A 23,667-nucleotide genomic window follows, 5' to 3' on the forward strand; every position below is an offset into this window, starting at 1 on the left:
ACATGACACGGAACGAGAAGCGGACGGCTCTGGTGCTCGGCGCGGGCGGACTCGTCGGGGCGGCTTGGGAGATCGGGATCCTGCGGGGGCTCGCCGACGCGGGGACGGATCTGGCGGATGCCGGTCTCGTCGTCGGCAGCTCTGCGGGCGCGGTGGTCGGCGCGCAGCTCGCCGCCGGCGCGCCGGGTCTCGAAGAGCTGTACGAGCGGCAGCTGAGCGGGGCGGCGCCCGAGCCCGCCGCCCGCCTCGGGCTGCCCCTCGTGCTGCGGTATGCCGTCGCCGTCCTCACCGCCCGTACCCCCGAGGCGTACGGGCGCAGGATCGGCGCGCTCGCCCTCGGAGCCCGTACCGTCGGCGAGGCGGAGCGCCGGGAGACCGTGGCCAGGCGGCTCGGACAGGTCCTCGACTGGCCCGCGCGGCGGCTGCTGGTGACCGCCGTCGACGCCGTGAGCGGCGAACTCGTCGCGTACGGCGCCGACAGCGGGGTTCCCCTGACCGACGCCGTCACGGCGAGCTGTGCGATCCCCGGGCTCTGGCCGCCCGCCACCATCGACGGCCGCCGATGGATCGACGGCGGCATCCACTCCACGGCCAACGCCCATCTCGCCGCCGGGTACGACCGGGTCGTCGTCATCGCCCCCACCCCCCAGGGCAACAAGGTCGTGCTCTCCCCGGCCCGGCAGGGTGCCGCTCTCGCCGCCGCCGGCGCGCGCGTCGAGGTGATCACCCCCGACGCCGCGTCCCGCAAGGCCTTCGGCCGCAACCCGCTCGACCCGGCCCTGCGTGCCGCGGCGGCCCGCGCCGGGCGCGCCCAGGCCGCCCGGCACGCCGTGGCGGTCGCCGAGGTGTGGTCGGCCTGACGCCCCCGCCTGGGTCCGGCCGTCCGGACCCGACCCGTCCGTGGTCGACGTCTCCCACCCCGGCACAATGAGAGCGTGAACGAGCACATCCCCGTCATCCGCGAGGTCGACCAGGGCACCGCGCGCCTCATGCCCGACGTGGACCGGGAGCGGGCCTGGCTCCTGACGGTCGACGGCGCGCCCCAGTCGTACGTCGACCTCGACGATCCGGCGTACCTGGAGTTCGAGTACGCGCGCAGACTCGCCCATGTCGTCGACGGCGCCGCAGGCGAGGGCGAACCGCTGGACGTCCTGCACCTGGGCGGCGGGGCGCTCTCCCTTCCCCGGTACGTCTCCGTCACCCGGCCCGGCTCGCGCCAGGACGTCGTGGAGGCGGACCGGGAGCTGCTCGCCCTCGTCGCCGAGCACCTGCCGCTGCCCGAGGGCTCGGGAGTCGCCGTGCACGGCGCCGACGCCCGGCGCTGGCTGGAGACGGCGCCGGACGCCTCGTCCGACCTGATCGTCGGCGACGTCTTCGGCGGCTCGCGGGTGCCCGCGCACCTCACCTCGATCGAGTACGCCCGGGAGGTCCGGCGCGTCCTGCGGCCCGGCGGGCTCTACGCGGCCAACCTGGCCGACGGCGCGCCCTTCGCCTTCCTCCGCTCCCAGCTCGCGACCTTCGCCGCCGTCTTCTCCGAGCTCGCCCTCGTCGCCGAGCCGGCCGTGCTGCGCGGCCGGCGCTTCGGGAACGCGGTCCTGGTCGCCTCCGCCCGGGAGATCGACCTCGCCCACCTCGCCCGGCGGGCCGCCGCGGACGCCTTCCCCGCGCGCGTGGAACACGGAGCGACGCTCGACCGGTTCACCGGGGACGCGGAACCGGTCCTGGACGCCGGGGCCGTACCGTCACCCGTTCCGCCCGAGGGCGCCTTCGGTATCGGCTGAGAGGGCGGGAGCCGGAGCCGGCATCGCCTCCGGCGCCGACGCCTTATCCGGCGCCGTGCCCGCGACCTCCTTGGAGTGCGGACGACGGGTCAGGTTCCGTACGTCGGGCACCAGCAGGACCAGTGCCGTGACGAACACCATCAGAGCCGCCGCGCCCCACAGGGCCTCGCTCCGGCCGAACGCGCTCTCGGCCGGGCCCGCGAGCGCCGTGGACAGCGGCAGCAGGGCGGTCGAGCCGAACCAGTCGTAGGCGGACACCCGGGAGAGCTTCTCCTCCGGGATCTCCTGGTGCAGGGCCGTCATCCACGAGACGCCGAAGACCTCGATCGCCATGCCGCTGATGAACATGGCGGCCGTGAGCCCCACCACGTCCAGCGGTACGGCGAGTGCCGCCGAGGGCAGCGCTATCGGGAAGACGCAGAGCGTGCCGACGAACAGCAGCCTGCGCGGCTTCCACCGCGTCATCAGGACGGCGCCGGCGACCGTTCCCACCCCGTACGCGGCGAGCGCGATGCCCCAGGGGCGGGCGCCGCCCAGCTCGTCCCGGGCGACGAGAGGTCCGAAGACCGCCTCGACAGCCCCGATCAGGCCCACGACCACCGAGAACTGGGCGACGATCGACCACAGCCACGGCCGGCCGACGAACTCCTGCCAGCCCTCGCGCAGATCGGCGAGGAGACCGCCGCTCGGGGCCCGCTCGGGGGTGCCGCTCACATCGAGGAAGGCCCGCAGCCCGCCCGCGACGGCGAAGGCGAGGGCGTCGATCGCGAGGACCCAGCCGGGCCCGACGAAGGCGACGAGCGCGCCGCCCAGCGCGGCGCCGCCGATTCCGGCGCCGTGCATCGCCATCCGGTAGACGGCGAACGCCCGGCCGGCCTGCTCGCCGGTGACGCTGGTCAGGAGCATGCCCTCGGCGGCCGGGTTGAAGAAGGCCTGCCCGGCGCCGCACAGGGCGGTGAGCAGCATCATCTGCCAGATCTGCGCGTCGCCCGAGAGGACGAGGACGGCGAAGACGGCCTGCGAGACGCAGTTGAGGGCGTTGGCCGCGACCATCACCCGGTGGCGCGGTATCCGGTCGGCCACCGCCCCGCCGATGAGCAGGAAGAGGACGAGCGGCAGGAAGCGGGCCATCGCGACGAGTCCCACGTCGCCCGCGCTGCCCCCGCTCTCGAAGACCGCCCACGTGGTGGCGATCAGCGCGCCGTGCGCGCCGAGGTTGGTCACCACCGTCGCGGCCGTGAGCAGGACGTAGTTGCGGCCCGCCCACTCGGGCCGCCGGGAGGCGAAGGGGGTACGGCGGGGGGAGGCGGCGGGTTTGTTCACCCCGGGACTATCCCTGTCGCCTCCCCCTCCTGCCAAACCGATATCCGGACGGTGGGGAACGCCGTACGGGGGTTCCCACCGTCAGGTCAGGACGCGGACGTGAGCCTGACCGTGGAGAGGATCTTCTTCATGGTGGCGTCCGGCAGCTCGTCCTTGACGCCGTCGGCGCCGTAGAGCACCCACGACGTGAAGTCGCCCTTGGCGTTCTTGAAGGTGAACGCGATCGACTTGCCGTCCGACTCGCACTTGTTGCGCTTCTTCACGCCCGGCGCCGTGGCCGTCGCCATGCTGCCGGTGAGCCCGGACGCCGTCGTGTACGGCACGGGCTTGCTGATCTTGATGGTGTCCTTGGGCATGTGCTGCGCGTAGCCGCCCCACACCCAGGAACCGGCCTCGCCGCGCGCGGCCTCGGACGTGCTCTTGGCGCCCTGGCCGCCCTTGGTGCCCGCGGTGCTCAGGGACCAGTTCGAATCGGTGCCGTTCTTGTCGGTGTCGTAGCTGCACCACTTGCTCTTCAGGACGCTGGGGCTCGACATCGTCATGAGCGGCATGCCGTCGTTCTTCTTCTCGTCCTCGAAGGCGGTGATCATCCCCGGCTTCAGCACCTCCCACTCGGGCGGTACGTCGAACAAGGTGCCGTACTTGGGATTGTGGACGACCTTCCAGCCGGGGATCGTCGGCTGCTGGGCCGCGCCGTCCCGCGGGTTGTCGAGCGGCGGCGCGGAGGGCTCGCCGGCCTCGGACGGTGCCGCGGAGGGCGGCGCCGAGACGGAGGGCTTCTTGTCGTCGGCGACCGGCTTCTTGTCGTCGTCCTCGGAGAGCACCAGGAAACCGGTGACGCCCGCCGCGACGACCACGGCGGTCGCGGCGACGATCGCGATGAGGGTCGTTCTTTTCTTGCCGCCGCCCGGGCCGGGCGCCCCGGGCTGCCCCGGACCCATTCCCTGGCCCGGGACCGCGTACTGCGGCACGGTCGGCTGCTGGTACGGATTCGGCTGCTGGTACCCCGGCTGCTGGGGGTAGCCCTGCTGGCCGTACCCCTGCTGCGGGTAGCCCGGCTGAGCGGGCTGCTGCGGATACCCGGGCTGCGTCGGCGGCTGCTGGTAACCGGGCTGGGCCGGCGGCTGCTGGTACGGGTTCGGCTGCTGGTACCCCGACTGCTGGTAGGGGTTCTGACTCTGGTCCTGCGGGTTCTGCTCGCCCCCGGGCGGCTGCTGTCCTGGCCACATGGCCAGTAACGATAGAGGTGCGGCGGCGGCGGGGCCACGAGAGGGATGGCCAAGGGTGCTACCCGCGGGTAACATAACGGCCATGAGCGCAGACCAGATGACCGTCGGCGAGATGCTCGCCGCCACGGTCCCCATGGCCGGAACCCTCAACCTGGAGTTCCTGGAGACCACCGCCGAGCGCGCCGTCGTGCGCCTGCCGGACCAGCCCGCCTACCACAACCACGTCGGCGGCCCGCACGCCGGAGCGATGTTCACCCTGGCCGAGTCCGCCAGCGGCGCCATCGTGCTCGCCGCCTTCGGCGACCAGCTGACCCGCGCCGTGCCGCTCGCCGTCAGCGCCGAGATCGGCTACAAGAAGCTGGCCATGGGCGTCGTCACCGCCACCGCGACCCTGGGCCGCCCCGTGGCCGAGGTCGTCGCCGAACTCGACGCCGGACAGCGGCCGGAGTTCCCGGTGCGGATCGACATCACCCGCGAGGACGGCGCCGTGACCGGCGAGATGACCGTCCTCTGGACGCTGCGCCCCCACAACCCGGCGAAGTGAGCGGAGCGGCGGGGGCGGGGTCCCTCGCCGTCGGCCGGGCGACCCCCGCAGGCGGGGGTCGCCGCGGTCCTCAACGAACCGCGGTGAGCGGGGTCTTCACTTCGCCGCCGCGGAGTCGAGCAGGCGAAGGGCGTCCGCGGCCGCCGGGGACAGCATGGAGTCCTGGAGGTCCGTCAGCGGGACCCAGGCCGCCGCGTCGGTCGAACCGTCGACCTCGACCACGGCCGGCGCCCCGGCCTTGAGGCCGACCGCGTAGAAGAGCGCGGTGAGGTGCCAGTCCACGCCGCCCCGTTGGACGGCGTAGGTCCGCGCGTCGAGCAGCCGGGCGTCGGTGAGTTCGAGTCCCGTCTCCTCCCGGAGCTCGCGGGCCAGGGCCTCCACGGGCTGCTCGCCCGGGTCTATCCCTCCGCCCGGCAGGTGCCACAACCCCGGAGTGAAGACCGGCGACGCCTCCGACAGGCGGGCCAGGAGCAGCCGGTCGTCCTCCACCGCGACGGCGTACGCGGACACTCGAAGCTGCGCGCGATCATCCATGGTCTTGCCCCTCCCGTATGAACAGACCGAGGCGAGCACTCTAGCTACACCAAGATCGACTTCCGCCGCAGGCGCCCGGGGGGCCCTTCGGGTGCCCGGACGGTCGTGTTCCGGGCCGCCGACGGGGAATCGGACATCCCGTCACGCATAGTGCGGTCAGGGCACGGACGCATCCGGGCCGGGCCCGCACCCCGTGCCGAGGAGCCGCCGCGTGTCCGACGAACCGTCACCCGCCCCCGCCGCCCCGGCGGAACCCGCAGCCGCGCTTCCCCTTCCGGCGCGTCGGCGCGGCCCGCGGTTCTCCCGGCGGGCGCTGCTCCTCGCGCTCACCGGCGGCGCCGCCCTCGCGGTCGCCGCCTCACCCGCGACGGCCGGCACGCGGCCCCCGCGGACCGCCCCGCCCGCCGGCCGGGTCGACGACCTCCTCGCCCGGCTCACCCTCGACGAGAAGGTCTCCCTCCTTCACGGCGCCGCCGACCCCGCGAGCCTCGGCCAGGCCGGCCACGTCCCCGGAGTGCCCCGGCTGGGCATCCCGCCGCTCCGCCTCGCCGACGGCCCCGCCGGCATCCGCGTCCGCCGCACCGCGACCGCCCTCCCCGCGCCCGTCATGCTCGCCGCCGCCTTCGACCCCGGCCTCGCCCGCGCCTACGGCCGGGTCATCGGCCGCGAGGGCCGCGCCCTCGGCCAGGACGTCCTGCTCGCCCCCATGGCCAACCTCATCCGCACCCCGTACGCGGGACGGAACTTCGAGACCTTCTCCGAGGACCCGCTCCTCACCGCCGACCTCGTCTCCGAGGAGATCCGCGGCATCCAGGCCGAAGGCCTCGTCGCCACCGTCAAGCACCTCGCCCTCAACAACCAGGAGCGCGACCGCACCACCGTCGACGTCCGTGCCGACGAACAGACCCTGTACGAGACCGAGCTGCGCGCCTTCGAAGCCGCCGTGGCCGCCGGCGCGGGCGCCGTCATGGCCGCGTACAACAAGGTCGACGGCGTCCACGCCACCGAGAACGCGACCCTGCTCACCGGGATCCTGCGCGACCGCTGGGGGTTCGACGGCTGGGTCATGAGCGACTGGGGCGCCGTCCACTCCACCGGCCCCGCCCTCACCGCCGGACTCGACATGGAGATGCCCGGCGGCTCCCGCTACGGCGCCGCCCTGCGCGAGGCCGTCCGCGCGGGCCGGATCGAAGAGGCCGCCGTCGACCGCGCCGTACGCCGCATCCTCTCCGTACGCGAGCGCTTCGGGCTCCTGGAGGACACTCCGGTGCGCCCCGCCAGGGACGCCGCCTCCGGGGCCCGGCTCGCCCTCCGGGTCGCCGTCGCCGGGGCGACCCTCCTGCGCAACGAGCGCGGGGCCCTGCCCCTCACCGACCGGGCCGCCCGCTCCCTCGCCGTCGTCGGGCCCACGGCCTCCGTGCCCTTCGTCAGCGGCGGGGGCAGCGCCCATGTCGTCCCCGACGCGGCGCCCAGCCCCCTGGACGCGATCCGCGCCAGGGCGGGGGAGGACGCCTCCGTCGCCTACGCCGTGGGGGAGGACCTCTTCGGGCGGCCGCTGCCGCCGCTGACACCGTCCGTCGACCTGGAGGGCGTCGACGTCGCCGCCGGTGCCACCTGGACCCGTACGGCCACGCTCACCGCCACCGACCCCGACGAGTGGACCTTCCTCGTCCACTACAGCGGCCCCCGGCCCACCGTCACCCTCGACGGCACCGAGCTCTTCCCCGTCCGACAGGGCATCGCCGAGTACTTCGTCGGCGGCCTCCTCGGCCGCGCGCCCGACGGACTCCACGTCCGGCGCGCCACCCGGCGCCTCACCGCCGGAGCGCACGAGCTGACCGTCACCGCCCGCGGCGGCCCCGCCGGACAGACCTTCCGGCTCCGCGCCGTCACCGGGGCCACCCGGGCCGCCGACCTGGCCGATGCCGTCCGGGCCGCGCGCGCCGCGCACAGCGTCGTGCTCTTCGCCTACGAGGACGCCACCGAGGGCCAGGACCGCGCGACCCTCGCCCTCCCCGGCCACCAGGAGGCCCTGATCGAGGCCGTGACCGCGGCCAACGCCCGGACGACCGTCGTCCTCAACACCTCGTCGGCCGTCACCATGCCGTGGCGGGAGCGGACCGCCGCCGTCCTCCAGATGTACTACCCGGGGCAGGAGGGCGCGGCCGCCACCACGGCCGTCCTCTTCGGCGACGCCGACCCCGGTGGGCGCCTCACCCAGACCTTCCCGGCGGCCGAGGACCGCCACCCCACGGCCGGGGACCCGCGCCGCTACCCGGGCGAGGGCGGAGTGGAGGAGTACGGGGAAGGCGTGCACGTCGGCCACCGCTGGTACGAGGCCGAAGGCGTCACCCCGCTCTACCCCTTCGGGCACGGCCTCTCGTACACGACCTTCCGGTACGAGGACCTGACCGTCGCCCCCGGCGCCCCGGAGGGGCTGGACGTCACCTTCAGCGTCCGCAACACCGGCCGCCGGGACGGCGTCGAGGTCGCCCAGGTCTACCTCGGTCCCTCCCCGGACCTCACCGCCCTCGGCATCGACCAGCCGCGCTCCGCCCTCGCCGGCTACCGCCGTCTGGAGCTCGCGGCCGGCGAGCGGCGGCGGGTGACCGTCCACGTCACCGCCCGCAGTCTGTCCTCCTGGGACACCGCACGGCACGGCTGGCTCCTCGGCACGGGCCGCCGGACCGTCCGCGTCGGCTCCTCCTCGGCCGACCCCGGCCTCACCCTCGGCGTCGAGGTCCGCCCCTCCTGACCGGGTAGGCTGCCCCGGCGTGCCCGACGCGGTGCACGCCGGGCGGCCGACACGGGAGGAACCGCGTTGCACGTGCAGGAATGGCTGGAGACGATCCCGGCGGTCGCGATCTACGCGCTGGTGGGCGTGGTGATCGGGCTCGAGAGCCTGGGCATCCCGCTGCCCGGCGAGATCGTGCTCGTGAGCTCGGCGCTGCTCGCCTCGCAGCACGGTGACATCAACCCGTGGGTGCTCGGAGCCTGCGCCACCGCCGGCGCGATCATCGGCGACTCGATCGGCTACGCCATCGGCCGCAAGGGCGGCAGGCCGCTGCTCGCCTGGCTGGGGAAGAAGTTCCCGAAGCACTTCAGCGAGGCGAACATCGCCCTCGCCGAGCGCTCCTTCGAGAAGTGGGGCATGTGGGCGGTCTTCTTCGGCCGCTTCATCGCCCTGCTGCGCATCTTCGCCGGGCCCCTCGCGGGCGTCCTGCACATGCCGTACTGGAAGTTCCTCGTCGCCAACGTCTTCGGCGGCATCCTCTGGGCCGGCGGCACCACGGCCGTCGTCTACTCGGTCGGCATCGTCGCCGAGGCCTGGCTCAAGCGCTTCTCCTGGCTGGGACTCGTCCTCGCCGTGGTGATCGGCGTCGCCTCGATGCTGATCATCAAGAACCGTGCCAAGAAGGCGGCGGCGGAGCGGCCCCAGGCCGCGGAGCCGGAGCCGGTCGCCGTCGGGGACTGATCCGGACGGAAGACGGGCGGGAAGACGGCCCGGAAGACGGCCGGGACAACGGCCGGGAAGACGGACAGGAGGGCGGCACCCGCAGGGGGTGCCGCCCTCCTTCGCCTTCGGACCGTGACCGTACGGCTCAGTCCGCGAAGGCCTCCGCGTGGCTCTTGGCGAGGTGCAGGTACACCTCGGCGTTCAGCTTGATGCCCGCCTGCTCCTCCTCGGTGAGCGGGCGGCGGACCTTCGCCGGGACGCCGGCGACCAGCGAACCCGGCGGCACCTGCATGCCCTGCGGAACGAGGGCCTGGGCGGCCACGAGCGAACCCGCACCGATCCGGGCCCCGTTGAGGACCGTCGCGCCCATGCCGACGAGCACGTCGTCCTCGATCACGCAGCCGTGCACGGTCGCGTTGTGGCCGACGGTCACCCGCGCCCCGATGGAGACGGGGAAACCGGGGTCGACGTGGACCGTGGAGTTGTCCTGGACGTTGGAGTCCTCGCCGATCGCGATGGGACCGCAGTCCGCCCGCAGCACGGTGTGGTACCAGATGTTGGCGCGGGCGCCGAGGGTCACCTCGCCCAGCACCACCGAGGTCGGGGCCGTGAACGCGGTCGGGTCGATCTGCGGCTCCTTACCGCCCACACCCTTGATCAACGCCTCTGACATGGTTCGCTCCTGATCGTTCAGCTTTCGTGTCACGCCCGGGGGTGGCCCCCGGGCGCACCCTATGCGGTGCCCATGACCGACATCACAGCGCACCGCGGTGATCAGGCACGACGGCGCCGACTACCGTGGCCGGGTGCCCAGGAACAGAAACACGTTCTCATCCCTCGCCGCCTGGCGGCGCAGGGCCGTCGCCGCTGCCGTGCAGGGTGCCTGGCGCTGGGCGCAGCAGGCCGGCTCCGTCACCGCCGAGCACCCGGGGAAGCTGCGCTTCCGCCGCCTCGGCGCGGGGACCCGGCTCGCGTTCCCGCAGGGCACGGTCTTCGGCGAGCCGTGGATCGAGATCGGCGAGTGCTGCATCATCGCCGAACAGGTCACCCTCACGGCGGGGATGCTGCCGGGCCTCGACCTCGGCACGGAGACGGTCCTGACCCTCGGCGACGGGGTGGTCCTCGGGCGCGGCAGCCACGTCATCGCCGACACGACCGTCACCATCGGCTCGGACACCTACTGCGGCCCGTACGTCTACATCACCTCGACCAACCACAGCTACGACGACCCCGACGAGCCCATCGGCCGCCAGTGGCCCCGCTCGGAGCCGGTCTCCATCGGGCCCGGCTGCTGGCTCGGGACCGGAGCGGTGATCCTGCCCGGCGCGCGCATCGGCCGGAACGTGGTCGTCGCCGCGGGCGCGGTCGTACGCGGCGAGGTGCCGGACCACTCGGTGGTGGCCGGCGCCCCGGCCAGGATCGTCCGCAGCTGGGACCCGGAGAAGGGCTGGCAGCCGCCGCTGCGCACCCCGGCCCCCAAGCCGATCCCGGAGCACGTGACCTCGGAACAGCTCGCCGCGCTCGCGGCCTGGGAGGTCGAACAGGCGGGCACGTCCTCGTAGGCCGTGTCCCGCTCCGTGGGCTGCGTGGGCTGGGTCGTCAGGCCGCTGCGAGGAGGACCGTGCCGCCGAGGGCGAGGGCCGCACCGGCCGCCTGGACCGGGCGGAGACGTTCCTTGAGGACCGCGAACGCGGCCAGGGCCGTGACGACCGGGTAGAGGCTGGCGAGGACCGCCGCGACGACGACCGGTCCCTGCTGGGCGGCGATCGCATACGTCCCGTTGGCCGCGACGTCCGCGAGGCCGACGAAGGCGAGGGCGGGGAGGGCCGCGCGGATGACGGCGGGGCCGCCGTCGGGGAGGGCCCGGCCGCCCCGGCGCACGGAGAGGTACAGGGCGCCGCCGCCCACCAGGACGTTGGTGACGCGCTGGACGAGCAGGGCGAGGAACAGTCCGGTGACGGTGGTGGAGGACTCCGCGATGAGGGCCATCACCGAGCCGAAGCCGAAGGCCGCGAACAGGGTGAGCAGGACCGCCTGGCGCTGCACGGGCGCGCCGCGCAGCTCGGGGCCGCCCGCGAGGGTCACGCCGACGATCGCCACGACGACGCCCGCGAGCTGGAGGAGCCCGGGGCGGTCGCCGAGGATCAGGCCGACCGAGACGGGGACGACGACGCCGAGCGAACCGAGCGGCGAGACCACGCCCATGGGGCCGAGGGCCAGTGCCTTGTAGAAGGCGAGCATGGCCGCCGGGCCGACGACGCCGGCCCCGACCGCGTACCAGAGCTGGGGGCCCGCCTCGGTCCAGGCTCCGGTCGCGAGGACCAGGGTGCCGAGGACGAGGACCGCGAGGGTCTGGGAGACCACGACGACCGTGAGGGCCGGGATCCGGCGGGTGAGCAGTCCGCCGCCGAAGTCGGCGAGGCCCCAGAGCAGCGCGGTGGCCAGGGCGAACAGGGCGGTCATGGATCCTCGCAGTCGCGTGCGGCAGCACGCAGTACAGTGCAGTGAACAGTCGGGTGCAGCCCACCGTAGTTCAGTTCATTGAACTCTGTCATTCAGAATATTGGACGGAATGTGTCGGACCTCGATCAGCTCACGCAGTCGCTCGCCCGGAACCTGAAGCGCTGGCGCAAGGAGCGGGGCTTCACCCTGGACGCGCTCGCCGCCCGGGCCGGGGTCAGCCGGGGCATGATCATCCAGATCGAGCAGGCCAGGACCAACCCCAGCGTCGGCACGACCGTGAAGCTGGCGGACGCGCTCGGTGTCTCCATCACCACGCTCCTCGACTACGAGCAGGGTCCTCAGGTCCGGCTGGTCCCGCCCGACCAGGCCGTCCGCATGTGGTCCACCTCCACCGGCAGCCACACCACCCTCCTGGTCGGCACCGAGGCCCGCGGGCCGCTGGAGCTCTGGTCCTGGACCCTCGTGCCGGGCGAGGGAAGCGACTCCGACCCGCATCCGGACGGCACCACCGAGCTCCTGCACGTCTCCGCCGGAGTCCTCACCCTCGTCGTCGACGGGGTGGAGCACTCCCTGCCGGCCGGGACGTCCGCGGTCTTCGAGGCCAACGTGTCGCACACCTACCGCAACGACGGGGACCAGACGGTCGAGATGACGATGGCCGTCTCCATCCCGCCCGCACGCTGAGACGGACGTCCACGACCCGGAAGCGGGTTGTTAGCGTGACGCGTATGCGCGCACCCGTCGGAGACTTCGCCAACGCCCGCCCCGCCGCCGACTGCCTCGCCGAGCTGACCGGCCCCGTCGCCGCCGCCGTCCGTGCCTGGCACGGCGCCGTACCGGCCGATCGGCTCGTGTACGTGGACACCGACCCGGACGTCGCCGACACCGCCGACTTCGTGGAGCACTACGGGTCCGCGCTGCTCGACGCGTCCGCCAACTGCGTGGTCGTCGCGGGCAAGCGGGGCGAGACGACGACCCTGGCCGCCTGTGTCGTGAAGTCGGCGACCCGGGTCGACGTCAACGGGGCCGTACGCAAGCACCTCGGCGCCCGCAAGGCCTCGTTCGCACCGATGGACACCGCGACCGGCGAGACCGGCATGGAGTACGGCGGCATCACCCCCGTCGGACTCCCGGCCGACTGGGCCCTCCTCGTCGACGCCGCCGTCGTGGACACCGAGTGGGTCCTCGTCGGCAGCGGCCGCCGGCGCGGCAAGCTGATCATGCCGGGGAAGGCCTTCGCCCAACTCCCCGGCGCGGTCGTCCTGGAGGGCCTCGGCGTCCCGGTCGCCTGAGGCGGCCCGGGCGGCCGGTGTGGCCCTTGCGGTCCGTGTGGCTCCCAGGCCCCCAGAGTCCTCGCGGCCCCGTCAGCCGAGGCGGGGGATCTCGATGGCCGGGCAGCGGTCCATGACCATGTCGAGCCCCGCCTCGCGGGTCCGGGCGAAGGCGGCCTCGTCGATCACGTCCAGCTGGAACCAGACCGCCTTGGCGCCGATCGCCACCGCCTCGTCGGCGACCGCGCCGGCCAGCTCACTGTTCACGAACACGTCCACGACGTCGACCGGGAACGGGATCTCGGCCAGCGAGGCGTAGCCCTTCTCGCCGTGGACCGTCTCGGCCTTCGGGTGTACGGGGACTATCCGCTTGCCGTAACGCTGGAGGACGGCCGCGACTCCGTAGGCGGCCCGTCGCTGGTTCGACGACAGGCCGACGACCGCCCAGGTGTCGCCGCTCTGGGTGAGGATCTGGCGGATGGTCTCCGGTGTGCCGTGCACGCGCTGCCTCCTGAGGGCCGTGGATCGACGGCGCCGCCCTGGCGCCGTCGACGTCTTCAACAGACACGGTCGCGGTGGGATTCCCGCTCGCCAACATGACTGTTCTGTAAGGCTGTTGGCGTCAAATCGCCTTGACTGCGTCGCTCTCTCCGATGTCAGGTCGTGTCGGACGGGTGACCGACGAGGACGGGAGTGCGCAGACGATGGCCGAAGTGACGGTGCAGGTGCCGACGGGACGGCCCGGCGACGAGCCGGTCCTGGTCCGGATCAGGGAGACCGAGGACGCGGAGGCGGTCACCCGGGTCGGCCGCGGTGCGCGGGCCGCCGTCCAGGCCTCGCGCACGCTCGACCAGATGCTCGACGCGGTGCGGCCCGTCGCGGAGAGCTTCGTGTCCCGCTTCGCCCGGATGGAGAACCCCCCGGACGAGATCGGCCTGGAGTTCGGCATCTCCCTCACCGCGGGCGCCGACGTCGTCATCGCGACGACGGGGACCGAGGCGAACTTCACGGTCACCCTGAACTGGTCGGACATCTCCCGCCGGGCCGGCTGAGCGGGAGCGGACGAGCCATGACCGAGCGGCCCCCCTCCCACGACGAGATCGCCGAGGAGGCGCTCGCCGCCGCCACGGTGCGGATCACCGGCCCGGCGGGCGTCGCCGGAGTCGGCGTCCTGATCGCTCCGCGGCTGGTCCTGACCTGCGCCCATGTCGTCACCGACGCGGCCGGACTGCCACGCGGACACGCCGAGCCACCACGGACCCCGTTGGACGTCCGGCTGCTCCAGGCCCACAGCGACGCGGAGTCCGTCACGGCACTGACCCGGGACTGGGTGCCCGAGCACCCGGACGGCCGGGGCGATCTCGCGGTCCTCCGCCTCGGAGGCGCCCTGCCCGGCGGGCGTCCCGTCGTCATGGCCGACCCGCCCTCGACGATGGCGCACCGGGCCCTCGTCCTCGGGCTGCCCGACAGCGTCGCCGAGGGCGGCTGGCACACCGCCACGCTCCACGGACGGACCGGCGTCGGCTGGCTGCAGATGTCCCCGGACGGCGCCTCGGACCCGATCCGCCCGGGCTTCAGCGGCGCGGCCGTGTGGGACAAGACGACAGGGGCCGTGGTGGGCGTCGTCACGGCGACCGCCTCCCGGATCGGCGGCCAGAGCTTCTGCATCCCGACGCGCACCATCACCGCGCAGCTCCCGGAACTCGCCGGACTGCTCGCCCCACGCTCCCCGTTCCCCGGCCTGCACGCCTTCACCGAGGACGACACCCGGGACTTCTTCGGCCGGGACGCCGACATCGCCGCGGTCCTCGGCCTCCTGGCGGCCGGCGGACCGAGCGGTTGTGTCACGCTGACCGGACCCTCGGGGTCCGGCAAGTCCTCCGTCCTCATGGCCGGCGTCGTACCGCGCCTCAGGGAACAGGGCGTCGAGGTCGTCCTGGTGCGCGCCGTCTCCGGACGACGGCTCGCCCTGCCGTCGGCCCCGAAGCCGGACGCCGGACACCGGCGCGTGGTCGTGGCCGTCGATCAGGCCGAAGCCCTGCTCACCCTGCCGGACGGCGAGCTGCGCGACACCGTCGGCGAGCTCCTGGAAGCCGCGGCGCGCCCCGGTACCGAGGTGCTCACGGTCGTCCGCTCCGACTTCCAGGACGCGATGCTCAGCCACCCCGAACTGGGCCGGCTCGTCGGCGGCGCGCCCGCGCACCAGCTGGGGCCGATGGCCGCGCGGCAGCTCTCCGACGCCGTCGTACGACCGCTGGAAGGGATACCAGGCGTCGAGTACGCCGCCGGCCTCGCGGCCCGGATCGTCGAGGACACCGTCGGGCGGCCCGGGGCGCTGCCCCTGCTCGGGTTCCTCCTGGAGACCCTCTGGGAGCAGCGCCGCGGCGGACGCCTCCGGTTCGACGTCTACGAGCGGCTCGGCGGCGTCGGCAGCGCCCTCGGCGAGCGGGCGGACATGGCCTGGGACGACATACAGGGCGGGTCTCACTCGCCGGCCGCGCGAAGCCTGCTGCGCGCACTGGTGCGGATCCCGCCGGGAACGCGCACCGCGCTGCGGGCGCGGCTGCTCCGGCGCGACGCGGGGGAGGAACGGTGGGCCGTGGCCCGCGCGCTGGCCGGCTCCCGCATCCTCGTGCTCGGCGTGGACGAGGAAGGGCGCGAGACGGTGGAGCTCGCGCACGAGGCGCTCATCGCACACTGGCGCCCCCTCACCGAGCTGCTCACCGAGGACCGTGCCTTCCTGGAATGGCTGGGCACCCTGCGCTACGACGGGCAGCGCTGGCGGCGCGAGGGCCGGCCCGACGGCCACCTCCTGGAGGATCCCGCCCTGGCCCTCGCCGAGGAACGGCTCGCCGAGCGGGGGCACGAACTCACCGAGGACGACCGCGAGTTCATCCGGCGCAGCGGCGAACTGCGCGATCGCAGAGGCCTGGAGGCCGCCCGGAGTGCCACCCGCGCCCGACGGGTGAGGCAGCTCACCGCGATCGTCGCCGTCGTCTCCTCCCTGGCCCTGGTCGTGGGGGCGTTCCTCTACCGGGGCATGGTCGCGGAGCAGCGGCGGCTCACCTCCGACCGGCTGGCCCAGCAGGCGGCCTCGCTCGACGGAGTGTCCCTCACCGCGTCGTCGCTCTTCGCCGTCGGAGCCTTCCGCGCCGCGGACCGGCAGCCGGCCCGCTCGACGCTGATCGCCCAGGATCTGCGGATGAGAGACGTCGACCGAGTCGTCATGGAGGGCAGCTCCGACGTCCGGGCCCTCTCCTTCACCGGTTCCGGTGAGCAGTTGTACGCCCTTGTGGACGGTGGTGACGTCATCCAGCTCGACCTGCGCACGGCGGACGTCGAACGGCCCGAGCCGTGGGCCCGGACTCGTACCGGTGACAACGCGCGGTTCGCCGTCTCACCGAACGGCCGTGTCATGGCGAGGTCGAGCGGATGGGGCGTCATGTCCCTCGGTGTCCACGCGTCCGAGGAGGCGGCCTTCGACCACGGGGCGAAGGTGCGGTCCGTCCCGCTGCGCGGGGCCGTGGCCGCGAAGAAGAACCCGCGCCCAGCGAGAGACCTCCGCTTCGACGGCTCCGGGGACCGGGTCCTCGCCGCGATCCGTCAGGAAGGGGTGCTCGTGTGGCGCACCGCCGACGGTGGCCGCGTCGGCCGGACGCTGACCCCGCCGAAGGGCTGGGACGCGGTCGAGGCGTGGTTCGGGGCGGACGACACGGTCGTGAGCCGGATCGTGCCCGCCGGTGCGGCCCCGGACGACGCGCCCGGCCGCCTGCTGGCCTGGGACCTCGCGACGGGAGCGCCGAAGCGGCCCTGGGGCGAGCGGGCGGCGGCCTCCGCGACCGTCAGCGGCGACGGCCGCACCCTCGTGACCTGCACCGCGCAGGGCACCCTCGAAGTCTGGCGGCTCGGCCGCGAGCCGCGGCGCGCGCACACGTACACCACCACGACGGTGGAGGTCTGCCCGCTCCACGTGCCCCGGCTCGACGCCACGGGGCGCTACCTCGTCAACCCGGTGGGCCGCATGGGCGGCGACCTCGGCCGGATGCGCTTCCTCGTCATCGACCTGGAGAAGGGCCGGCCCGGCACGTTCGACGCGCCGTCCCCCGCACCCGAGGACGCCTCCGTCACGGGCCGGAACGGCTTTCCGGCGGTGGCCCTCACCGGCCCGCCGGACGATCTGCGGGCCGCCGTCGCGGTCGGCGGAAGCATCGTCACCGTGCGGGTCCGTCCTCCGGATTCCTTCGACACCAACGTCCTCCTCAGCGGCTTCCGCACCGCCGACGGGGAACACCGGCGCCTCGCGGTCGTCGACGCCACGGGCGGGGTGCTCCAGCTGTGGGACCTGAAGACCCGTGCGCTGATGGGCTTCGCCCGGTCGCCGAAACCGCTGGCCCGCTCGTACACCTCCTTCAGTCCCGACGGCTCCAACGTCCTGACCGTCACCGAGGACCGGCGGAGCATGCTCGTCTGGCGGCTGACCGAAGGTGCGTCAGGACCCGGCACCACGCACACCCTCAGGATGGAACACGAGCTGGAGCTGCCGGCCCCGCCCGATCTCACCGCCAAGGGACCCGATCCGCTGACCGGGCTCACCCCGTCGTGGATCGGCGCCTCCTTCGCCGACGACCGGCACGCCGTGATCTCGGGCCTCTCCTACATGTCGCGCTGGAACCTCGACACGGGGAAGCAGGACGGCAGGCCCTACCGGCCCTCGGAACAGGAGAAGTGGGCACTCGCCGGCGCGGCGGCCGGCACCTGGGGCGCCGCCGTGCCCGGCACGCGCAAGGCGGTCGTGCGGACCGTCGGCGAGGTCGGCGGCTGGGACTTCGGCACGGGCGAGTACACCCGGTGGATCGCGCGGGGGGACCACGGCGAATCCGTCCGCGGTGTGCTCGTCTCCCCTGACGGGAAACGACTCGCGGTCCACTACGCGGGCGGATCCGTCCGGATCTGGGACATCGAGCGCAAGGAATGGGAGGGTACGCTCACCGACGACGGCGTGTACGCGCTCGGCCGCTTCCTCGACGAGAGGGGCGACACCCTGCACACGGTGACCCGCGCCGGTGAGCAAGTGGTCTGGGACACCCGGGACAAGACCATGCGGTACCGCTACTGGGTGCGCTTCGACACGACGCTGTCGCCGAACTCGACAGGCGAGCGGATCACCGCGGTCGAGGGGTCCCGCCCCTACACCGTGCCTCTCGACGCCGAGGCGTCGATCGAGCGGCTCTGCGCGCTCGCCCAGCGCGGACCGACGGCGGCGGAGAGGGACCGGGCCGGGGACAGCGACGAGTTCGCCGAGGCGTGCGGGTAGGGGGACGGGGAAGGGGCCTGACGGCCCGTTTCCCTCCCCGCCCTCCATCGCGTACCCGTCAGCTTCCCCAGGCGAGCCGCTCCTCCTCGCGCGGTGCCTCGACCAGGGTCGGACCGCCCGGACCGAAGGTCATCACCGGGCGCGCCGCGTCCCACGGACGCCAGCCCGGATCGCCGGTCGCGGCGAAGGCCACCCAGGCGGCGTGCATGGCCGTGGCCAGGTCGCGGGGCGCGTCCGGGCCCGTCAGCATCTGTGTCTCCGGCGCGTCGAGCGTGTCGAAGACGAAGCCGAGTTCGAGCGCGTGGCAGGCGCGGAGGTCGAGCACGGGCGAGGGCCAGCCGAACTCGTACAGATACGTCGCCGCGGCCTTTCCGGAGGCCACCCGGAAGTCCGCCAGCATGTTCAGCGGGACCCGCAGCACCCAGTCCGTCGCGATCGCGCCCAGGACCTCGCCCGGCTTCTCCTGCGGCCGGCCCGCCCGGTACACCTTGGCCGTGTGGGGCGCTATCCGGCCCCTCCGGAGCAGGAGCCGCTGACCCAACGGCCCCACCCGGTCGGCCTGTCCGCCCGGCACGAACCACAGGCGGTACTCGTCCGTGTTCGTGCCCATCAGCAGCTCCACCTCCGCCGAGGCACCGTCCGCGAGCGCGTCCCCCGGATCCTCCGGCAGGACGTCGCCGTCCACGGTGATGTGGAAGGGGTTGCCGGTGAGGAACGGCGATCCCTTGCCCGTCACCGCGGTCTGCGCCGCGAGGAGCTTCTCCCGGTCAACCCGGGCGAACGCCTCCGCCGTCGCCGGCACCTTCAGACGCGCGGCGATCGCCTCCGTGGTCCTCCGGGCGTAGCCGAGCGACTTGGAGGTCGGGGCGCCGCTCTGCAGCACGGCCCGCCGGAACAGGCCTTTCGCGAGCGGCGAGGCCAGCAGGGCGCCGATCGATATCGCGCCGGCCGACTCGCCGAACACGGTGACCCGCTCCGGGTCCCCGCCGAAGGCCGCGATGTTCTCCCGTACCCAGGTCAGTGCGGCGATCTGGTCACGCAGACCGAGGTTGGCGGGAGCGTCGGGAAATACCCCGAACCCCTCTATGCCGAGGCGGTAGTTGATCGAGACGAGGACGACGCCGTCCCGGGCGAAGGCGGTGCCGTCGTAGACCGGCACCGACGACGAGCCGTGGATCAGCGACCCGCCGTGGATCCAGACCATGACAGGGCGCCCGCCGTCGCCGGGACCGTCCCCGCCGGGCCCGGCGGCCGGCCAGGGGGCCCAGACGTTGAGGTTGAGGCAGTCGTCGCCCGCCACCTCGGGGTCGGGGAGCAGCGCGGCGAGCGGCGGGGCGTACGGGCGCTTGGGCGCCGTAGGTCCGAAGGCGGTGGCCTCCCGGATCCCGTCCCAGGCCTCCGCCGGCTGCGGCGCGCGGAACCGCAACTCCCCGACGGGGGCCCGCGCGTAGGGGATTCCGAGGAAGGACGCCACACCGTCCTTCAGGGCGCCCCGCAGAACGCCGTTCCTCGTACGGGCCCCGGGACCGTCCGGGGCGTGCTCCGCGACGTACTCCGACATCTATTCACCCTTTCCTCGGGTCGACGGTGACGCACCGTCCAGATCATGTGGTTAAGGGAGGGCTTGTGGTCAACCCCCCCTACACCAGCGCCCTCTTGAGGACCTTGCCGGTCGGGCCGAGCGGCAGCGCCTCGACGAAGCGCACGATCCGCGGGTACTTGTGGCGGCCGAGGCGCTCCCGCGACCACTCCACGAGTTCCTCCCCGGAGAGCGGGGCCGCGCCCTCCCGGCGTACCACCACCGCGCACACCTCCTCGCCCTTCGCGTCGTCGGGGACGCCGATCACCGCGACCTCCGAGACCGAGGGGTGGCGCACGAGCACCTCCTCGACCTCGCGCGGATAGATGTTGAAGCCGCCCCGGATGACCAGGTCCTTCTTCCGGTCCACGATCCGCAGGAAGCCGTCCTCGTCCAGGACGCCCAGGTCGCCCGTACGGAACCAGCCGTCCACGATCGCGGCGGCCGTCGCCGCGGCGTCGTCGAGGTAGCCCGCGAAGACGTTGTGCCCGCGCACCACGACCTCCCCGACCTCGCCGTCCGCGAGCAGCACGACCTGCCGGTCCACGGCGGCGTCCGCGATCCCCACCTCCACACCCCACACCGGGTGCCCGACCGTCCCCGGCCTGCGGCCGAGGTGCGGCTGGTTGAAGGTGGCGACCGGTGACGTCTCCGTCAGGCCGTACCCCTCCAGGACCTGCGTACGGAAGGCCTCCTCGAAGCGTTCCAGGACGGCGACCGGGAGGGCCGCGCCGCCCGAGACGGCGGCGCGCAGGGCCGTCGGGCGCCGGTCGGAGACCGCGGCGGCCTCCACGAGCGCGTGGTACATCGTCGGCACCCCCATGAAGACCGTCACGTCCTCGGCGGCGAGCACCTCCAGGGCCGCCGGGCCGCTGAACCGGGGCATCAGTACGAGCGTCGCGCCCTGGCGCAGCGTCCCGTTCATCGCGCAGGTCTGGCCGTAGCTGTGGAAGAGCGGCAGACAGCCGAGGACGACGTCGCCCTCGCCGAGGCCGAGGAGGTCCCGGGAGGTCACGGAGGCGTTCATGACGATGTTGAGGTGGGTCAGCAGGGCTCCCTTGGGCCGGCCCGTCGTCCCGCTCGTGTAGAGGACCACGGCCGCGTCCGAGGGGTCGGCCGGCTCGGCGGCGGCCAGCGGTTCGGCCGCCGAGGGCGCTCCCTGGAACGCGCGCACCCCGGCCGCGCGGGCCGCCTCTTCGGCCACCGCCCACAGCGGCCCGCCGCTCACGACGCCCACCGCGCCGCTGTGCTCCAGGACGTACCGCACCTCGTCGGCGACGAGCAGCCCGTGCACCGGTACGACGGTCACGCCGGCCGCGAGCGCGCCGTAGTACACGCGGAGGAACTCGGTCGTGTTCGGCAGCAGCACGGCGAGCCGGTCACCCGGTTTCAGGCCCGCCTCCCGCAGCCCGGCCGCGCAGCGGAGCGCCTCCGTCCACAGCTCGCGGTAGGTGAGCCGGGCCGCGCCCTCGACGACCGCGATCCGGTCGGGGAAGTGACGGGCCGACTCGCCCAGGACGCCGGCGACGCTCAGTGACATGACACGCTCCAGAGACGCGGGGGTGACAGCGCTTTGACGATCGGCTGACACGGCAAAGAATCCGACGCCGCACGACCTGGATGCCATGTGCAGATGCCCACCATGTGCCGCGCCGGGGTGGGCAGCGGCCCCGCTGCCGTGCGCGACCCGTGGCATTCGCCAAATCCGGGGGTTACGGTGCGAGCCATGACGCACAGCCCGGCCGCCCCCCTCCCCGGCGGCGAACCCCGCGCGCAGGCCGCGCGCCCGGATGCCGCCGACCCGGACGGCGGGGATGCGCGGCGCCGGAACAGGCAGGACGTCGTTCGTCCGGGCCGCCCGGGCGCCCTCGGCCCGGACCGCCAAGACCGCCAAGACCGCCCGGACCGCCTGGACCGCCTGGACCGCCTGGACCGCCCGGAGCGCCTGGACCGCCAGGGCCCCCCGCGCCCCGATCGCCACGACCGCGCGGACGCCCCGCGCCCCGGCGAGCCCCGCCCCGCCGCCACCCCTGCCCGGCCTGCTTCTTCCTCCTCCGCCGGCCGCCCTGCCTCGGCCGCCCGGCCCGGCTCGGCCTCCGCCCGGCCCGCCGCCTCCGCCGCCCGTCCCGCCGCCCCGCGCTCCGGCTCCCCGCGTTCCGGCGGCGCCCACACGCCGCTCGGGTCCGACGCCGGGTCCGGGGCGCTCCGTCGCGCGCTGGCCACGACGATGCTCGCCGACGTCGACCGGCTCACCGACCGGGCCGTCGACGACATCCGCGCCCACTCCGGTACGTACGCTGCCGACGCACCCGTCACCCGCGACGACCTCTGGGAGATCTGCCGCGACAACCTCCTGCGCGCCCTCGAGGACTTCGGCGGCCTCGCCCCGACCGGCGGCGACTTCGAGTGGGCGGCCCGCGAGACCGGCCGCCGCCGTGCCGAGCAGGGCGTCCCCCTCGACACCGTCCTCCAGGCCTACCGGCGCGGCGGCCGGGTCCTCTGGCAGGTCATGGCCGAGCACCTCAGGGCCCGGGCGGGCCGGGAGGCCGACAGCCGAGACGTCGAGCTCGACATGGCGAGCGGCGTCTGGGAGACGATCGACCGGTACTCCGTCGCGATGGCCGACGCGTACCGGCTCGCCCAGCTGGAGCTCCAGAGCCGCCAGGACACCCGGCGCGTCGCCCTCTTCGAGGCGCTCCTCGACGGCCGTGCCGACGACCCCGCCGTCGCCTCCGCCGCGGCCGCCGCGCTCGGCGTCCCCGCGTACGACCGGTACGTCGTCGTGGTCGCCGCCCAGGACCCGGCCGCCCCGCCGCACCCGGCGCCCGCCCTGGAGGCGCGGGGGATGTGGTCGTTCTGGCGACCCCGCTCCGGGCGGTACGCCGGGATCGTCCGGCTGCCGCGCCGCGACACCCCCGCGGGTGGCCAGGCCGCCCGCCCCCGCGGCTCCGCCGACCCGGCCGCGGGCGCCCTCCTCGACGTCCTGCGGGAGCTGACCGGAGCCACGGCCGGGATCTCCCCGGAGTTCGAGCGGCTCTCCCACGCGGGCCGGGCCCTCCGGCTCGCCGAGCAGACGCTCCGTACCCTCCCGGCGGGCAGCGGGGAGGCCGCCGCCTTCGACGACCGGCTCGCGCAGGTGCTCCTCAGCGGGCGGTCCGACATCGCGGAGCGGATCGTCACGGTCCATCTCGGGCCCGTCCTCGCGACCGGCGGCGAGCGGGCCGCGCTCCTGACCACGCTCCGGGTCTGGCTGGACCACGGCTGCTCGGCCGCCCGGGCCGCGGAACTGCTCTACTGCCACCGCAACACCGTCCTCAACCGCATCGGCCGCATCGCCGAGCTCACGGGCCGCTCCAGCGAGTCCGGCGAGGCGCGCCTCGGCTGGGCGCTGGCGCTGCGCGCGCTGCCGTACGCGGGCCTGGGGGACTCTCCCGAACCGGCCGCCGGGGAGTACGAGGTGGGCGGAACGTAGGCTGGCGGGATGCAGGAGCAGTACCGCACGCTGGCCCGCGAGGGTGTGCACGAGACCGAGATCAACCGCTCGCGCTTCCTCTGCGCGCTCGCCCCCGTCGCCGACGAGCGCGAAGCGCAGGACTTCGTCGCGCGCATCCGCAAGGAGCACCCGACCGCCACGCACAACTGCTTCGCCTACGTCCTGGGAGCCGACGCCTCCGTGCAGAAGGCGAGCGACGACGGCGAGCCGGGCGGCACGGCGGGCGTGCCGATGCTCCAGATGCTTCTGCGCCGTGAGATGCGTTACGTCGCCGCCGTCGTCACCCGCTACTACGGCGGTGTGAAGCTCGGCGCGGGCGGCCTCATCCGCGCCTACGGCGGGGTGGTCGGGGAGGCGCTCGACGAGCTCGGCACGGTGACCCGGCAGCGCTTCCGGCTCGCCACCGTCACCGTCGACCACCAGCGGGCCGGAAAGCTGGAGAACGACCTGCGGGCGACCGGCCGCGCCGTCAGGGACGTGCGGTACGCCGAGGCCGTCACGATCGAGATCGGCCTCCCGGACGCCGACGTGCCCGCCTTCGAGGCCTGGCTCGCCGACACCACCGCCGGCACGGCCGTGCTCGCCCTCGGCGGCGAGGCGTACGGCGACGCCTGACCCCACCCGGCCTCGGCACCCCGGCCGGCGCCGCCGTCCACCCCGGAATCCCGTCCGGCCCCAC

The 23,667-nt window shown here is 74.2% G+C and carries 20 protein-coding genes; 12 read left to right on the plus strand and 8 right to left on the minus strand.

What is annotated here, in order from left to right; genetic code table 11:
* Positions 1-2 precede the first annotated feature (2 nt).
* Both DEJ46_RS33890 and DEJ46_RS33895 read left to right on the plus strand, forming a co-directional pair.
* Positions 3-860 (plus strand): patatin-like phospholipase family protein, encoded by an 858-nt coding sequence (locus DEJ46_RS33890; protein WP_150272477.1) that lies wholly within the window; start codon positions 3-5, stop codon positions 858-860.
* Between the two features lie 75 nt (positions 861-935).
* Positions 936-1,781, plus strand: a complete 846-nt coding sequence (locus DEJ46_RS33895) for a spermidine synthase (RefSeq protein ID WP_150272478.1) — start codon at positions 936-938, stop codon at positions 1,779-1,781.
* Here DEJ46_RS33895 and DEJ46_RS33900 read toward each other — a convergent pair.
* Positions 1,743-3,104 (minus strand): MFS transporter, encoded by a 1,362-nt coding sequence (locus DEJ46_RS33900; protein WP_150272480.1) that lies wholly within the window; start codon positions 3,102-3,104, stop codon positions 1,743-1,745. The two genes, DEJ46_RS33895 and DEJ46_RS33900, sit on opposite strands and share 39 nt — an antisense overlap.
* Before the next feature lie 86 nt (positions 3,105-3,190).
* The gene (locus DEJ46_RS33905) at positions 3,191-4,333 is read right to left on the minus strand and encodes a hypothetical protein (protein WP_150272482.1); all 1,143 of its coding nucleotides are present in this window, start codon (positions 4,331-4,333) and stop codon (positions 3,191-3,193) included.
* A gap of 82 nt (positions 4,334-4,415) precedes the next feature.
* Here DEJ46_RS33905 and DEJ46_RS33910 point away from each other — a divergent pair, with 82 nt between their 5' ends.
* The gene (locus DEJ46_RS33910; RefSeq protein ID WP_223835315.1) at positions 4,416-4,877 is read left to right on the plus strand and encodes a DUF4442 domain-containing protein; all 462 of its coding nucleotides are present in this window, start codon (positions 4,416-4,418) and stop codon (positions 4,875-4,877) included.
* Between the two features lie 96 nt (positions 4,878-4,973).
* Here the strand turns inward: DEJ46_RS33910 and DEJ46_RS33915 are convergent, their stop codons facing one another.
* Positions 4,974-5,411 (minus strand): NUDIX domain-containing protein, encoded by a 438-nt coding sequence (locus DEJ46_RS33915; protein ID WP_150272484.1) that lies wholly within the window; start codon positions 5,409-5,411, stop codon positions 4,974-4,976.
* Between the two features lie 211 nt (positions 5,412-5,622).
* Here DEJ46_RS33915 and DEJ46_RS33920 point away from each other — a divergent pair, with 211 nt between their 5' ends.
* Entirely contained in the window at positions 5,623-8,166 is a 2,544-nt protein-coding gene (locus DEJ46_RS33920; protein WP_317852204.1) for a glycoside hydrolase family 3 C-terminal domain-containing protein, read from the plus strand.
* A 66-nt stretch (positions 8,167-8,232) separates the two neighbouring features.
* Positions 8,233-8,886, plus strand: coding sequence for a DedA family protein (locus tag DEJ46_RS33925; protein WP_150272485.1), 654 nt, complete (start codon positions 8,233-8,235; stop codon positions 8,884-8,886).
* 127 nt (positions 8,887-9,013) lie between these two features.
* Here the strand turns inward: DEJ46_RS33925 and DEJ46_RS33930 are convergent, their stop codons facing one another.
* Positions 9,014-9,541, minus strand: a complete 528-nt coding sequence (locus DEJ46_RS33930; RefSeq protein WP_150272487.1) for a gamma carbonic anhydrase family protein — start codon at positions 9,539-9,541, stop codon at positions 9,014-9,016.
* A gap of 133 nt (positions 9,542-9,674) precedes the next feature.
* On the opposite strand from DEJ46_RS33930, the gene DEJ46_RS33935 reads away from it, so the two are divergent.
* Positions 9,675-10,430, plus strand: a complete 756-nt coding sequence (locus tag DEJ46_RS33935; RefSeq protein ID WP_150272489.1) for an acyltransferase — start codon at positions 9,675-9,677, stop codon at positions 10,428-10,430.
* A gap of 37 nt (positions 10,431-10,467) precedes the next feature.
* Here the strand turns inward: DEJ46_RS33935 and DEJ46_RS33940 are convergent, their stop codons facing one another.
* The gene (locus DEJ46_RS33940; protein WP_150272491.1) at positions 10,468-11,331 is read right to left on the minus strand and encodes an EamA family transporter; all 864 of its coding nucleotides are present in this window, start codon (positions 11,329-11,331) and stop codon (positions 10,468-10,470) included.
* 111 nt (positions 11,332-11,442) lie between these two features.
* Here DEJ46_RS33940 and DEJ46_RS33945 point away from each other — a divergent pair, with 111 nt between their 5' ends.
* On the plus strand, positions 11,443-12,015 hold the full coding sequence (locus DEJ46_RS33945; RefSeq protein ID WP_150272493.1) for a helix-turn-helix domain-containing protein: 573 nt from the start codon (positions 11,443-11,445) through the stop codon (positions 12,013-12,015).
* Between the two features lie 44 nt (positions 12,016-12,059).
* Complete coding sequence (locus DEJ46_RS33950; RefSeq protein ID WP_150272495.1) at positions 12,060-12,623, plus strand: YbaK/EbsC family protein; 564 nt, start codon at positions 12,060-12,062, stop codon at positions 12,621-12,623.
* Between the two features lie 72 nt (positions 12,624-12,695).
* On the opposite strand, the gene DEJ46_RS33955 is transcribed toward DEJ46_RS33950, so the two are convergent.
* Positions 12,696-13,103 carry a CoA-binding protein gene (locus DEJ46_RS33955; protein WP_150272497.1) on the minus strand — a complete coding sequence of 136 codons (408 nt, stop codon included), beginning with the start codon at positions 13,101-13,103 and terminating at the stop codon, positions 12,696-12,698.
* A gap of 203 nt (positions 13,104-13,306) precedes the next feature.
* Here DEJ46_RS33955 and DEJ46_RS33960 point away from each other — a divergent pair, with 203 nt between their 5' ends.
* Both DEJ46_RS33960 and DEJ46_RS33965 read left to right on the plus strand, forming a co-directional pair.
* A complete protein-coding gene (locus tag DEJ46_RS33960; protein ID WP_150272499.1) occupies positions 13,307-13,654 on the plus strand; it encodes a CU044_2847 family protein in 348 nt (115 codons plus the stop codon).
* A gap of 17 nt (positions 13,655-13,671) precedes the next feature.
* Positions 13,672-17,916 carry a trypsin-like peptidase domain-containing protein gene (locus tag DEJ46_RS33965; protein WP_150272500.1) on the plus strand — a complete coding sequence of 1,415 codons (4,245 nt, stop codon included), beginning with the start codon at positions 13,672-13,674 and terminating at the stop codon, positions 17,914-17,916.
* Positions 17,917-17,974: 58 nt separating this feature from the next.
* On the opposite strand, the gene DEJ46_RS33970 is transcribed toward DEJ46_RS33965, so the two are convergent.
* Complete coding sequence (locus DEJ46_RS33970) at positions 17,975-19,477, minus strand: carboxylesterase/lipase family protein (RefSeq protein WP_150272502.1); 1,503 nt, start codon at positions 19,475-19,477, stop codon at positions 17,975-17,977.
* Positions 19,478-19,556: 79 nt separating this feature from the next.
* Positions 19,557-21,035: a long-chain-fatty-acid--CoA ligase gene (locus tag DEJ46_RS33975; protein ID WP_150272504.1), complete on the minus strand. Its 1,479-nt coding sequence runs from the start codon at positions 21,033-21,035 to the stop codon at positions 19,557-19,559.
* A gap of 186 nt (positions 21,036-21,221) precedes the next feature.
* Between DEJ46_RS33975 and DEJ46_RS33985 the strand changes: the two genes are divergently transcribed.
* On the plus strand, positions 21,222-22,967 hold the full coding sequence (locus DEJ46_RS33985) for a PucR family transcriptional regulator (RefSeq protein WP_223835316.1): 1,746 nt from the start codon (positions 21,222-21,224) through the stop codon (positions 22,965-22,967).
* Positions 22,968-22,976: 9 nt separating this feature from the next.
* Positions 22,977-23,603, plus strand: a complete 627-nt coding sequence (locus DEJ46_RS33990; protein WP_150272506.1) for a YigZ family protein — start codon at positions 22,977-22,979, stop codon at positions 23,601-23,603.
* Positions 23,604-23,667 lie beyond the last annotated feature (64 nt).

Source organism: Streptomyces venezuelae (genome assembly GCF_008642375.1).
GTDB lineage: Bacteria > Actinomycetota > Actinomycetes > Streptomycetales > Streptomycetaceae > Streptomyces > Streptomyces venezuelae_G.

Bases quoted from the DNA above. Each gene is read 5' to 3' on its own strand.
- DEJ46_RS33890 (WP_150272477.1), top strand. From the start codon at position 3: ATGACACGGAACGAGAAGCGGACGGCTCTGGTGCTCGGCGCGGGCGGA.
- DEJ46_RS33905 (WP_150272482.1), bottom strand. From the start codon at position 4,333: ATGTGGCCAGGACAGCAGCCGCCCGGGGGCGAGCAGAACCCGCAGGAC.
- DEJ46_RS33910 (WP_223835315.1), top strand. From the start codon at position 4,416: ATGAGCGCAGACCAGATGACCGTCGGCGAGATGCTCGCCGCCACGGTC.
- DEJ46_RS33915 (WP_150272484.1), bottom strand. From the start codon at position 5,411: ATGGATGATCGCGCGCAGCTTCGAGTGTCCGCGTACGCCGTCGCGGTG.
- DEJ46_RS33930 (WP_150272487.1), bottom strand. From the start codon at position 9,541: ATGTCAGAGGCGTTGATCAAGGGTGTGGGCGGTAAGGAGCCGCAGATC.
- DEJ46_RS33940 (WP_150272491.1), bottom strand. From the start codon at position 11,331: ATGACCGCCCTGTTCGCCCTGGCCACCGCGCTGCTCTGGGGCCTCGCC.
- DEJ46_RS33950 (WP_150272495.1), top strand. From the start codon at position 12,060: ATGCGCGCACCCGTCGGAGACTTCGCCAACGCCCGCCCCGCCGCCGAC.
- DEJ46_RS33960 (WP_150272499.1), top strand. From the start codon at position 13,307: ATGGCCGAAGTGACGGTGCAGGTGCCGACGGGACGGCCCGGCGACGAG.
- DEJ46_RS33965 (WP_150272500.1), top strand. From the start codon at position 13,672: ATGACCGAGCGGCCCCCCTCCCACGACGAGATCGCCGAGGAGGCGCTC.
- DEJ46_RS33970 (WP_150272502.1), bottom strand. From the start codon at position 19,477: ATGTCGGAGTACGTCGCGGAGCACGCCCCGGACGGTCCCGGGGCCCGT.
- DEJ46_RS33975 (WP_150272504.1), bottom strand. From the start codon at position 21,035: ATGTCACTGAGCGTCGCCGGCGTCCTGGGCGAGTCGGCCCGTCACTTC.
- DEJ46_RS33985 (WP_223835316.1), top strand. From the start codon at position 21,222: ATGACGCACAGCCCGGCCGCCCCCCTCCCCGGCGGCGAACCCCGCGCG.
- DEJ46_RS33990 (WP_150272506.1), top strand. From the start codon at position 22,977: ATGCAGGAGCAGTACCGCACGCTGGCCCGCGAGGGTGTGCACGAGACC.